At 75.4% G+C, this 14,017-nt stretch carries 1 protein-coding gene; it reads right to left on the bottom strand.

The features are described from left to right. Window positions 1–63: 63 nt before the first annotated feature. A complete protein-coding gene (locus RM572_RS02715) occupies window positions 64–14,016 on the bottom strand; it encodes a type I polyketide synthase (RefSeq protein WP_311671618.1) in 13,953 nt (4,650 codons plus the stop codon). Window position 14,017 lies beyond the last annotated feature (1 nt).

Here is a 14,017-nt window from a genome sequence, read left to right on the forward strand (position 1 = left end):
GGACCGTCTCCTGTCGGCGTCGCCGCGGAAGTCGGTGCGAGGACGCTCCTGGCTGGAGAGGACCTACTTACCGAACTCCCGGTGGATGAAATCGAACAGCTCGTCGTCGGAGGCTGTTTCCAGCTGCCGGGTCACGGGCACGTCGGTGTCGACGGACTGCCTGTCGCCCACCCGGGAGATTAGGCTCCGCAACCTCTCCTGAAGGGCGTCGAGGTCGTGGTCTGGGGAAAGAGCTGAAATTTCCGCCTCGATCTTGTCCAGACCCTGCATCACGACCTGCTCCGGGGACTCCTCTTCCTGCCCCTCACCTGCGAATTCTCCGCACAGGAGGGTCGTCAGATCGAGGGGTGTCGGGTGGTCGAAGACCAGCGTCGCGGGCAGCTGGATCCCGGTGGCTGCGGTGAGCCGGTTGCGCAGTTCGACGGAGGTCAGCGAGTCGAATCCGAGGTCCTTGAAGGCCCGGCCGGCGTCGACCGCCCGCCCACCGTCGTGGCCGAGAACGGCGGCGACGGCGTCCCGTACGAGGTCGAAGAGGGCGGCGTCGCGTTCGGCCGCCGGCATGGCCCGGAGGCGTTCGGCCTGCCCGGTGCCCGCGTCCGCGGTCTCGCCGCCGGCGGGGCCGTCCGGGCCGTCCTCCCGCAGGGCCCGCCGCACGGCGGGCAGCTCGTCGAGCAGCGGCCGGGCGCGCGCGGCGGTGAAGCTGGGTGCGAAGCGCTCCCAGTCCACGTCCGCGACGGCCAGCGCCGTCTCGTCGTGTTCCAGCGCCTTCGTCAGGGCGGCCAGCGCGCGCTCCGGCGGCATGGTCAGCACGCCGCGGCGGCGCAGGTGTTCCTCGGCGCCCGGGTCGGCGGCCATGCCGCCGCCGCCCCAGGCGCCCCAGGCGACGGAGGTGGCGGTGAGGCCGCGCTGCCGGCGGTGCTGGGCCAGGGTGTCGAGGGAGGCGTTGGCCGCGGCGTACGCGCCCTGGCCGCCGCTGCCCCACACACCGGCGTTCGAGGAGAACAGCACGAAGGCGTCCAGCTGGGCGTCGCCGAGCAGCGCGTCCAGGTGGGCGGCGCCGAGTGCCTTGGCCGCGGCCACCTGCTGGAACTCGCCGAGGGTCATCTCCGGCATCGCGGTGGCCTGCACCACGCCGGCCGCGTGCACGACCGTCCGCAGCGTCTCGCCGTCCTCGCGCAGCCCCGCGAGCAGGGCGGCCACGGCGTCGCGGTCCGCGACGTCGCAGGCGGCGACGGTGACCCGGACGCCGAGCGCGGTCAGGTCGTCGCGCAGTGCCCCGGCGCCCGGGGCGTCTGCGCCCCGCCTGCTGGTGAGCACCAGGTGCTCGGCTCCGGCGGCGGCCAGCCAGCGGGCGACGTGTGCGCCGATGCCGCCGGTTCCGCCGGTGACCAGGGCGGTGCCGCCGGTCTTCCAGTCGCGCCGCGCCGGCAGGTCGCCGAGGGGAGCGTGCACGAGCCGCCGGGCGTGGACGCCGCCCCTGCGTACGGCGACCTGGTCCTCGCCGCCGGTGTCCGCGAGGACGTGGCGCAGCCGGCCGGCGGCCTGCTCGTCGAGGTCGGCGGGCAGGTCGACGAGGCCGCCCCAGCGGTCGACGTCCTCCAGCCCGAGCACCCGGCCCAGGCCCCACAGCTGGCCCTGGGCGGTGCCGTCGAGGCGGTCGGCCTCGGTGGCGGTCACCGCGTTCCGGGTGGCGTGCCACAGCGGCGTCTTCAGCCCGAGTTCGGCGGCGGCCTGGGCGAGCAGCAGTGTGGCCGCCAGGCCGCCGGGGACCGCCGGGTGTGCGGGGTGGGGTTCCTCGTGCAGGCCGAGCAGCGACAGGACCCCGCGGGCCGGGCCGTCCTGCGGCGTGTGCTGCCGCAGCAGCTCCGCGAGCGCGTCGCGGGTGGCGCTGGCCGCGTCGACGTCGACGGTCCGCACGTCGACGCCGGGCACGTCCAGGGCCCGTGCGACGGCGTCGCGCCAGGCCGGGTCGCACGACGCCGGGGCGAGCAGCAGCCAGGTGCCGGCGAGCTGCTGCGGCCGGCGGCCGGTGAGCGGGCGCCAGGCGATGCGGTAGCGCCAGGCGTCGAGCGAGGCCGCGTCCCGGCGGGTGCGGCGCCAGCGGGCCAGCGCGGGCAGCACGTCGGTGAGGGCGTCCGGCGCGAGGCCGAGCGCGTCGGCGAGACCTTCGGCGTTCTCGCCCTCGACGTCCTTCCAGAACGCGCCGTCGACCGGGTCGGCGCCGCCGGCCGGTTCGGCGGCGGCGGTGGCGGCGCCGGGCCAGAAGGTGCGGCGCTGGAAGGCGTACGTGGGCAGGTCCACGGGGGTCGGGCGGACGTCGCCGAGGACGGCCGTCCAGTCGACGTCCACACCGGTGACGTACGCCTCGGCGAGCGAGGTGGTGAAGCGGCGCGGCCCGCCCTCGTCGCGGCGCAGCGAGCCGCCGACGAAGACCCGCCCGGCGGTGACGGCCAGGTCGTCGAGGGTTTCCTGGACGGGCACGGTGAGGACGGGGTGCGGGCTCATCTCCAGGTACGTGCGGTGGCCCTGGTCGGCCAGGTCGCGGACGGCGGGGTGGAGCAGGACGGGCTGCCGCAGGTTGCGGAACCAGTAGTCCGCGTCGACGTCGCCCTCCTCGATCCACCCGCCGGTGACGGTGGACAGCATCGGGGTCTCGGGCCGCCGGGCCACGGTCGGGGCCAGCGCGGTGGCCAGCTCCTCGCGGATGCGGTCGACGTGGGCCGAGTGGGACGCGTAGTCCACCGGGATGCGGCGGATGCGGATCTCCCGCTCGGCGCAGTCGCCCTGCAGCCGGTCGAGGGCGTCGGCCTCGCCGGAGACGACGACGGAGCCCGGGCCGTTGACGGCGGCGACGAAGAGGCGTCCCTCGTAACCGGCGAGGAGTGCGCGGGCCGGTTCCTCGGCGAGCATCAGCGAGGCCATGCCGCCCTGCCCGGCGAGCGCGGTGAGGGCCTGGCTGCGGAGGCAGACGACGCGGGCGGCGTCGCGCAGGGACAGCGCCCCGGCGACGCAGGCGGCGGCGATCTCGCCCTGGGAGTGGCCGACCACGGCGTGCGGGTGCACGCCGGAGGAGCGCCACAGTGCGGCGAGGGACACCATCACGGCGAACAGCGCGGGCTGTACGACGTCCACGCGGTCGAACGTCGGCGCGCCGGGCTCGCCGCGCAGCACCTCGCTCAGCGACCAGTCGGTGAACTCGCCGAGCGCAGCCTCGCAGTCGGCGAGCTTCGCGGCGAAAACCGGTGAGGCGTCGGCGAGTTCGGTGGCCATGCCGACCCACTGGGCGCCCTGGCCGGGGAAGACGAACACGGTCCTGCCGGGCGCGCCGGCGGTTCCGGTGACGACCTGCGGGGCTTCCCGGCCGGCCGCGAGGGCGGCGAGTCCGGCGGCCAGTTCGTCGTGGCCGGCGCCGACGACGGCGGCCCGCCGGTCCAGGGCCGCCCGGCCGGCGGCCAGCGACCGCGCGACGTCGGCGACGTCCCAGTGCCCGGCGCGGGCGGTGGCGGCGGACAGCAGGCGGTCGGCCTGGGCGGCGAGGGCCTCGGGGGTCGCGCCGGACACCGTCCACGGCACGACGGCCGGCGCGACCCCCGCCGTCGCGCTCCCCTCCGGCGCGACGGGCTCCTCGGCGGGCGCCGCGACCGGTTCGGGCGCGGGTGCCTCCTCGAGGACGACGTGGGCGTTGGTGCCGCTGACGCCGAACGCGGACACGGCGGCGCGCCGCGGCCGGCCGTACGCGGGCCAGGTCTGCTGCTCGGTGAGCAGGCGGACGGCGCCGTCGCCCCAGTCCACGTGGCTGCTGGGCGCGGACACGTGCAGGGTCCGGGGCAGGGTGCCGTGCTGGAGCGCCAGCACCATCTTGATGACGCCCGCCAGACCCGCGGCGGCCTGGGTGTGGCCCAGGTTGGACTTCACCGAGCCCAGCCACAGCGGGCGGTCCGGTGCGCGGTCGCGGCCGTAGGTGGCCAGGAGGGCCTGGGCCTCGATGGGGTCGCCCAGCGTGGTGCCGGTGCCGTGCGCCTCCACCGCGTCGACGTCGCCGGTGCCGAGTCCGGCGGCGGCCAGGGCCTTGCGGATGACGCGCTGCTGGGCGGCGCCGTTCGGGGCGGTCAGCCCGTTGGAGGCGCCGTCCTGGTTGACGGCGCTGCCGCGCAGGACGGCCAGCACCGGGTGGCCCTTGCGGCGGGCGTCGGACAGGCGTTCCACGAGCACGACGCCGGCGCCCTCGCCCCAGCCGGTGCCGTCGGCGTCGTCGGAGAACGCCTTGCACCGGCCGTCGGGGGACAGCGCGCGCTGACGGCTGAACTCCAGGAAGGCGCCCGGGGTGCTCATCACGCTGGCGCCGCCCACGAGGGCGGCGTCGCACTCGCCGGACCGCAGGGCCTGCGCCGCCAGGTGCAGGGCCACCAGGGACGCCGAGCACGCGGTGTCGACGGTGACCGCCGGGCCCTCCAGGCCGAAGGCGTACGCCACGCGCCCGGAGAACACGCTGGCGGAGCTGCCCGTGGCCAGGTAGCCGGCGACGTTCTCGTCGGACTCGTGCAACGCGGCCGGGTAGTCCTGGCCGTTGGTGCCGGCGAACACGCCGACCTGGCTGCCGCGCACCGAGCGGGGGTCGATGCCCGCGCGCTCGAACGCCTCCCAGGAGCACTCCATCAGCAGCCGCTGCTGCGGGTCCATCGCCAGGGCTTCGCGCGGGTTGATGCCGAACAGTTCGGCGTCGAACTCGGCGACGCCCTGCAGGAATCCGCCCTCGCGGGTGTAGGAGGTGCCGGGGTGGTCCGGGTCCGGGTGGTAGAGGGAGGCGGTGTCCCAGCCGCGGTCCTCCGGGAACGCCCTGATGGCGTCCGCGCCGTCGGCCAGCAGCCGCCACAGGTCCTCGGGGGTCTCCAGCCCGCCGGCGAAGCGGCAGCTCATGCTGACGACGGCGAGCGGTTCGTCGTCCGCCGGCCGCGGCGCGGTGGTCGGCGCGGTCTCCACGGCCGGGTCCGTGCCGCACATCTCGTCCAGCAGGTGGCCGGCGAGCGCTTCCGGGGTCGGGTGGTCGAAGGCCAGCGTGGCCGGGAGCGCGAGTCCGGTGAGGGCGATCAGGCGGCCGCGGAGGTCGAGGGCGAGCAGCGAGTCGAAGCCGAGGTCGGAGAGCGGGGCGTCGGGCTGCACGGGCTCGATCGACGGGTGGCCGAGGGCGGCCGCGGCTTCCGTGCGGACGGCCTCCAGTACGGCGGAGTGCCGTGCGGCCGGTGCCAGGGCCCGCACTTCGCGCCGCAGCGCGGCGGTCTCCTCGGGCGCGGTCGCCCCCTCCCCGTCGGCGGGGACGGCGGGGTCGAGGAGTGCGGTCAGCAGCGGGACACGGCCGGCCGCGTCCCGTCCGGCGGCCACGCGGTTCCAGTCGGCGTCCGCGACGGCGGTGTGCGCGTCCTGACCGGTGAGCGCCCGGCCGAGCGCGGCCAGGGCGGGTTCCGGGGCCATGGGCGCGAGTCCGCTGTGGCGCATCGCCTCGCCGGAGACGTCGGCGGCCATGCCGTCGCCGGCCCACGGGCCCCAGGCCACGGACAGTGCCGGGAGGCCGTCGGCGGCTCGGCGTTCGGCGAGCGCGTCCAGGTAGGCGTTGGCGGCGGCGTATCCGGCCTGACCGACCGACCCCAGCAGGCCGGCCAGCGAGGAGAACAGCACGAACGCGGAGAGGTCGCGTCCGGTGAACAGCTCGTCCAGGTGGCGGGCGGCCGTGGCCTTGGCCGACCACATGGCGGCGAGCTGGTCCGCGGTCATGGTGTGCAGCAGGGCGTCGTCGACGACGCCGGCGGCATGGACGACGGCGTCGACGGTGACGCCGTCGCCGTCGAGCCGGTCCAGCAGCGCGGTGAGCGCGGCACGGTCGGCGGCGTCGCAGGCGGCGAGCATCACCCGGGCGCCGGCGGCCTCGAGTTCCTCGCGGAGGGCGTCGGCGCCGGGGGCGTCGGGGCCGCGCCGGCTGAGCAGCACGAGGTGCTCGGCCCCGTGTTCGGCGGCCCAGCGGGCGACGTGGGCGCCCAGCGCGCCGGTGCCGCCGGTCAGCAGGACGGTGCCGGACAGCGCCGGCGTCGTGTCGGCGTCGGCCTGCGCGGGTGCGTCGCCGCGCACGAGGCGGCGGGCGTACACCCCGTCGGCGCGTACGGCGATCTGGTCCTCGCCGCCGGAGGCGAGGACGGCGAGCAGCCGGTCGAGGTCCTGCGGGGTGGGGTCGGCCGGCAGGTCGGCGAGCCCGCCCCAGCGGTCGGGGTGTTCGAGCCCGGCGACCCGTCCGAGGCCCCAGACGGCGGCCAGTTCGGGACGCGGCGGTGCGTCGGTGCGGGTCGTCGCGACGGCGCCGCGGGTGACGCACCACAGCGGGGCGGTGATCCCGGCGTCGCCCAGGGCGCGGACGACGTCGGCCGCGGCCTCGACGGGTGCGGTGTCCGGTCCGCCGGTCCGCGCGGGGCCGGACAGGAAGAGGACGCCGTCGACGCCGGTGTGTGCCGCGAGGAGCGCCGTGAGCGCCTCCCGGTCCGCGGCGGGGTCGAGGGTGACGGGCACGGGCTGTGCGCCGTGGGCGGTGAGCGCGTCGGCCAGTGCGCGGGCCGCCGGGTCGTCTCCCTGGGACAGCACGAGACGGCGTCCGGCGGGCCCGGTGCCGGAGGCAGCGGTGACCGGCTGCCAGTCGACCCGGTAGCGCCAGCCGTCGGCGGCGTCCGGGCCCTGCGAGGCCCAGCCCCTGAGCCAGTACGGCTGGTGCTCGAAGGGGTAGGTGGGCAGGTCGGTGACGCGTGCGCCCGTGGGGGCGAAGAACGCGGACCAGTCCGCGTCGCCGCCGTGCGCCCACAGACGGGCCAGGGCGGTGATCGCGGTGTGCGGCTCGGGCTTGTCACGGCGCAGCAGCGGCACCGCCAGGACGCCGTCCGCGCAGGTCTCCTCGACGGCGCCCACCAGGGCGGCGTCGGGTCCGAGTTCGAGGAACCGGGTGACGCCTTCGTCCGCCAGCCGTGCGGCGGCGTCGGCGAACCGGACGGTCCCGCGCAGCTGGTCCACCCAGTAGCCGGCGGTGAACTCCTCGACCGGCTCGCCGGTGAGCGTGGAGACGACGGGGACACGCGGACGCCGGTGGTCGATCTCCGCCGCGGCGCGGGCGAAGTCCTCCAGCATCGGGTCCATCAGGGGGCTGTGGAAGGCGTGGCTGACCTCCAGCCACCGCGACTGCCGCCCCTCCTCCAGCACGGCCGCGACCTGTTCCACGGCCTCCCGGGTCCCGGACACGACGACCTGGCCGGGCGCGTTGACCACGGCCAGCGACGCGCCGTCCACCAGGTGCGGTTCGACCTCCTCAGGCGTGGCGCGCACCGCCCACATGGCACCGCCCTCGGGCAGCGCCTGCATCAGCGACGCACGGGCGGCGACCAGCGCGCAGGCGTCCTCCAGCGACAGCGCTCCGGCCGCGTGCGCGGCGGCGAACTCGCCGACGGAGTGACCCGCCAGGTAGTCCGGTTCCAGGCCCCAGGACTGGGCCAGGCGGAACAGCGCCACCTCGACCGCGAACAGCGCGGGCTGCGCCCAGCCCGTCTGCCGCAGCAGGCCGTCCGGATCGTCGAACATCACCTCGCGCAGCGGACGGTCCAGCAGGCCGTCGAAGTGCGCGCACACCTCGTCCAGGGCGGAGGCGAACACCGGGAAGGTCCCGGCCAGTTCACGGCCCATGCCGGCACGCTGACCTCCCTGGCCGGAGAACACGAAGCCGGTCAGCCCGGCACGCGTCCGGTCGGAGACGACGGCCGGTGACGCTTCGCCGGCCGCCAGGGCCCCGAGCCCGCTGCGGATTCCGGCCGCATCGGCGCCCAGCACCACGGCGCGCCGGTCCAGGCCGGCCCGGGTGGTGGCGAGGGAGAGCGCGACGTCGAGGGCCGGCCGGTCCGGGACGGCGGCGAGCAGCCGTTCGCCCTGGCGTGCCAGCGCGGTGGGGGTCTTGGCGGACACCGGCAGCGGTATCAGCGGCAGCTCCACCGGCCCGCCGGCGGGCGCCGCCGGGGCGGCGTCGCCGGTCTCGGCGGGGGCCTCCTCCACGATGACGTGCGCGTTGGTGCCGCTGATGCCGAACGAGGACACGCCGGCACGCCGCGGACGGCCGGTCGGTGCCCACTCACGGGGCTCGGTCAGCAGTTGCACGGCTCCGGCGGACCAGTCCACCTGTGACGACGGGGTGTCCGCGTACAGGGTCTTCGGCATGATGCCGTGGCGGAGCGCCAGCACGGCCTTGATGACTCCGGCCACGCCCGCGGCGGCCTGGGTGTGCGCGAGGTTGGACTTGACCGAGCCGAGCCAGGCGGGACGGCCGTCCTCCCGGTCCTGCCCGTACGTCGCGAGCAGGGCGTGCGCCTCGATCGGGTCGCCCAGCGAGGTGCCCGTGCCGTGCGCCTCCACGAGGTCCACCTGGGCGGCGGTCACGCCCGCGTTGGCCAGCGCCTGCCGGATGACCCGCTGCTGCGCGGGGCCGCTCGGGGAGGCCAGTCCGTTGGAGGCGCCGTCCTGGTTGATCGCGGAGCCCTTGACGACGGCCAGCACCCGGTGGCCGTTCCTGCGGGCGTCGGAGAGCCGTTCCAGGACGAGGATGCCGACGCCCTCGCCCCAGCCGGTGCCGTCGGCGTCGTCGGAGAACGCCTTGCACCGGCCGTCGCCGGCCAGCCCGCCCTGGCGACCGAACTCGGTGAAGCTGCCCGGAGTCGCCATCACCGCGACACCGCCGACCAGCGCCATGGAGGACTCGCCGGAGTTGAGCGAACGGGACGCCCAGTGCAGTGCGACCAGCGACGAAGAGCACGCCGTGTCCAGCGTGACGGCGGGCCCTTCCAGGCCGAGGGTGTAGGCGACGCGGCCGGAGACGACGCTGGTGGCGTTGCCGATCAGCAGGTGGCCCTGCACGTCCTCGGGGATGTCCGGCCCGCCGCCGTACCCCATGTTGTTGCAGCCCACGAAGACACCGGTCGGCGTGGAGCGCAGCGACGCGGGGTCGATTCCGGCGTGCTCCAGGGCCTCCCAGGAGGCTTCCAGCAGCAGACGCTGCTGCGGGTCCGTCGCCAGCGCCTCGCGGGGGCTCATGCCGAAGAACGCGGCGTCGAAGCCGGACGCGTCGTCCACGAATCCGCCCTCGCGCACGCCGCCGACGGCCGTCGGCCAGCCGCGGTCGGCGGGCAAGGGCGACAGGGCGTCGCCGCCCCGTTCGAGCAGGCGCCACAGGTCGTCGGGCGACCGCACGTCGCCGGGGAACCGGCAGCTCATACCGACGATGGCGAGGGACTCGTCGACGGCGGAGACCTGTCCGGCGACGACGTCCTCCGCCGCGTCCCCGCCGAACAGCTCGTCGCGGAGGTGGGCGGCGAGCCGGCGCGGCTGGGCGTGGTCGAACACCAGCGTGGCGGGCAGCCGCAGACCGGTCACGGAGCTGAGCCGGTTGCGCAGTTCGACGGCGGTCAGCGAGTCGAAGCCGAGTTCGCGGAACGCGCGGCCGTCCTCGATGCCGTCCGCGTCGGCGTGGCCCAGCACGGCGGCGGCGTGCGTGCGCACCAGGCCCACCAGTTCGCGGAGCTGTTCGGCCGGCGACCGGCCGCCGAGGCGGCTGCGCAGCACACCGCCGTCCTCGTCGGCCGCCCCGGCGGGACCGTTCTCGGGCTCCTGGGCCAGTTGGACCGCGGGCAGTTCGTTCAGCAGCGGTCGGGGGCGGGCGGCGGTGAATCCCTTGGCGAAGCGTGCCCAGTCCATGTCGGCGACGACCGCGCAGGTCTCGTCCCGCTCGACGGCGCCGCGCAGCGCGGCGAGGGCGAGTTCCGGTTCCATCGACAGGATGCCGCGGGCCTGGAGGTGCTGGGCCATGCCGGCGTCGGCCGCCATGCCCGTTTCACCCCAGGCGCCCCAGGCCACGGAGGTGGCCGTGCGCCCGCGGAGGCGCCGGTCCTCGGCGAAGGCGTCGAGGAAGGCGTTCGCAGCGGCGTAAGCGGCCTGCCCGCCGCTGCCCCAGACGCCCGCGTTGGAGGAGAAGAGCACGAACGCGTCGAGGTCGCGGTCGCCGAGCAGGTCGTCGAGGTGGAGCGCTCCGAGCACCTTGGCCCGCAGGACGTCGCTCAGGTCGCTCAGGCCGGTGTCGGCGAGCTGCTGGAACTGGCCCACGCCCGCGGCGTGCAGGACGGCGGTCAGCGGGTGTGCGTCGGGCACGGCGTCGAGGGCGCCCGCGAGCGCGTCGCGGTCGGCGACGTCGCACGCGACGAGCGTGACACCGACGCCCAGTTCGGCCAGCTCCGCCTGGAGTTCGGCCGCGCCGGGGGCGTCCGCACCGCGTCGGCCGGTGAGGACGAGGTGGTCGACGCCCTGGTGGGCGAGCCAGCGGGCGGCGGCGGAACCGATGCCGCCGGTTCCGCCGGTGACGAGGACCGTGCCGTGCGGCTGCCACGTGCGGGAGGTGTCGCGGGCGGCGGGCCGGGCGTGCACCAGCCGGCGCACGAAGGCCCCGGAGTCGCGCAGCGCGATCTGGTCCTCTCCCCCGTCGGCCAGCAGCGCCGCGAGCCGTTCCGCGCCGCGTGCGTCGAGCCGCGCGGGCAGGTCGACCAGGCCGCCCCAGCGTTCCGGGTGTTCGAGGCCGACGACGCGGCCGAATCCCCAGACGGCCGCCTGGACGCGGCTGCGCTGCGGGTCGGACGGGCCGATGCCGACGGCGCCGGAGGTGGCGATCCACAGGGGTGCGTCCACGTCGGCGTCGCCGAGTGCCTGGACGAGCGCCAGCAGGCCGGCGAGCCCCGTCGCGGTGGCGGGCGAGACGGGGTGGGGCCGTTCGTCCAGGGCGCTGAGACAGAGCACGCCTGCGACCTCGGGAACGTCCCGCAGGCGCGAGGCGAGCACCTCGCGGTCGGCGGCCTCCTCGTCGGTGAGCGTGAGGGTGTGCACGTCTGCGCCGTGTGCGGCGAGCGCGTCCGTCACGGCGACGGCGTGCGCGGAGTCCGCCACGGCATCGGGCAGTGCGACGAGCCAGGTGCCGGAGAGGGCCGGAGCGGCGTCGATGCGGCCTCGCGGCCGCCACTTCACCTCGTAGCGCCAGCCGTCGGTGGTGTTCTGCTCCTGCTGCTGCCGGTGCCAGCCCGCCAGGGCCGGCATCAGCGGATCGAGAACGGAGGTGTCGGTGTCCAGCGTCGTCGCCAGCGCTGCGGCGTCGCCGCGCTCGACCGCCGCCCAGAACTCGGCGTCCACCACACTGCCGGCACCGTCGGAACCGGAGGCGTCCTCCGGCGTGGCGAACGTCGGCCAGTACGACTGGCGCTGGAAGGCGTAGGTGGGCAGGTCCACGGTCGGCGGCGGGGTGTCGCCGAAGGCGACCGTCCAGTCCACATGCGCTCCGCGCACCCAGATCGCGGCGAGCCCGGCGAGGAACCGGTCCAGGCCGCCGTCCTCACGGCGCAACGAGCCTGTCACCACAGCGGATTCACCGCCCATCGCGTCCACCGTCGCCTCCACCGCCGAGGTCATCACCGGGTGCGAGGACATCTCCGCGAACACACCGAAACCCTCAGACGCCAACTTCGCGACGCCCTCCGAGAACCGCACCCGCTGCCGCAGATTCGTGAACCAGTAGTCGGCATCCATGGCGAGCGGATCCACGAACTCCGCCGACACCGTCGACATCAGAGGCACACTGCCCGCCTGCGGCGTCACGCCTACGAGAGCGGCGGCAAGGGCGTCCTTCAGCTCCTCCATCGCCGCCGAATGGGAGGCATAGTCCACCGCCACACGCCGGAAGCGGACCTCTTCACGCTCACACACCACGCCCAGCTCATCCAGCGCCGTGGCCTCACCCGAAACCACCACCTGCGCAGGCCCGTTGACAGCGGCCACCGAGACACGGCCCTCGAACGGAGCGATCAGCTCCTCCGCACGCTCGGCCGGGACGGCCACCGACGCCATGCCACCGGAGCCCGCGATCTCCGCGATCGCCCTGCTCCGCAGACACACGATGCGCGCCGCGTCCTCCAACGAGAGAATCCCCGCCACACACGTGGCAGCGATCTCCCCCTGCGAATGCCCGATCACCGCGGCAGGCTCCACCCCGTACGACCGCCACAACGCCGCAAGAGACACCATCACCGCGAACGACGCAGGCTGCACCACATCCACCCGCTCCAACGACGGCGACCCCTCCTCACCACGCAGAACAGCCGTCAGCGACCAGTCCACATGCGCGGACATCGCCGCCTCACACGCGGCCACCGACCCAGCGAAGACAGGGGAAGACTCCAGCAGATCAGCACCCATACCGACCCACTGCGCACCCTGACCCGGGAACACGAACGCCGCCCGCCCCACCGGCCCCGACACACCCGAGACCACGTTGTCCGCAGGCTCACCCTCCGCCAACGCCGCAAGCCCCGCCGCGAAGTCACCCGTCACCACCGCACGGTGCTCCAGCACCGCACGCGTCGACAGCAACGACCAACCCACCGCGGCACGGTCGAGGTCACCACCCGCCAACGGCGCCAACGCCGCCGCCTGACCCCGCAGACCCGCCGCACTCCGCGCCGACACCAGCCACGGCAGCGCCTCAGGGGTGTCACCGGGCTCGTCCGCAGGCGTCTCCGCCGGAGGCTCTTCCAGGATCACGTGCGCGTTGGTGCCGCTCATGCCGAAGGACGAGACCCCGGCGCGGCGCGGACGGTCGTCCTCACGCGTCCAGGCACGCTCCTCCGCCAGCAGTTCCACCGCTCCCGCCGACCAGTCGACGTGGGTCGACGGGGTGCCGACGTGCAGCGACTTGGGCATGACGCCGTGCCGCATCGCGAGGATGCTCTTGATGATGCCGGCGGCGCCTGCCGCGCCCTGGGTGTGGGCGAGGTTCGACTTGACCGAGCCGACCCACAGCGGCCGCCCCTCCGGGCGTTCCTTGCCGTAGGCGGCGAGCAGGGCCTCCGCCTCGATCGGGTCGCCGAGCGTGGTGCCCGTGCCGTGCGCCTCCACGAGGTCCACGTCGGCCGGGGTGAGGCCCGCGTTGCCGAGCGCCTCCCGGATCACCCGCTGCTGCGAGACGCCGTTGGGCGCCGTCAGACCGTTGGACGCGCCGTCCTGGTTGACCGCCGTGCCCCGGACGACCGCGAGCACGCGGTGCCCGTTGCGCCGCGCGTCGGAGAGCCGTTCGACGAGCAGCATGCCGACGCCCTCGCCCCAGGCCGTGCCGTCGGCGTCGTCGGAGAACGGCTTGCAGCGGCCGTCGGGGGCGAGGCCCTTCTGCGCGCTGAACTCGCTGAAGGTGGCGGGACTGGCCATGAGGGTGGCGCCGCCGGCCAGGGCGAGGGAGCACTCCCCCGAACGCAGCGACTTGACCGCGAGGTGGAGCGCGACCAGCGTGGAGGAGCAGCCGGTGTCCAGGGTGACGGCCGGGCCCTCCAGGCCGAGGGTGTAGGAGATGCGTCCGGAGGCGATGCTGCCGGCGCTGCCGGTCGCCAGGAAGCCGTCGGTCTCCATGCCGGACCGGCTCACCATGGGCCCGTAGTCCTGGCCGGTGGCGGCCGCGAACACGCCGGTGGCGGTGCCGCGGAGGGACGCGGGTGAGATGCGGGCGTGTTCGAGTGTCTCCCAGGCGACCTCCAGCAGCAGGCGCTGCTGCGGGTCCATGGCGACGGCCTCGCGCGGGCTGATGCCGAAGAAGCCCGCGTCGAACAGGTCGGCGTCGTGCAGGAACCCGCCGCGGCTGACGTAGGTGGTGCCGCTCCGCTCGGCGTCGGGGTCGACGAGGGAGTCGAGTTCCCAGCCCGGGCGGTCGGGGAACGAGGTGACGGCGTCGCCGCCGTCGGCCAGCAGGTCCCACAGCTTCTCGGGGCTGTCGGCGCCGCCGGGCAGCCGGCAGCCCATGCCGACGATCGCGATGGGGTCGCGGCCGTGCTGTTCCAGCTGCTGGTTGCGCTTCTTCAGTTGTTCGTTGTCCCGCAACGCTTTGCGCAGGGCATCGACGACCTTGGCGGCGGAGGAGGAATCCGTCATC

It is taken from the genome of Streptomyces hazeniae, assembly GCF_031845485.1.
Taxonomy (GTDB): domain Bacteria; phylum Actinomycetota; class Actinomycetes; order Streptomycetales; family Streptomycetaceae; genus Streptomyces; species Streptomyces hazeniae.

Coding starts and splice junctions, on each gene's coding strand:
- RM572_RS02715 (WP_311671618.1), bottom strand. CDS start 14,016: ATGACGGATTCCTCCTCCGCCGCCAAGGTCGTCGATGCCCTGCGCAAA.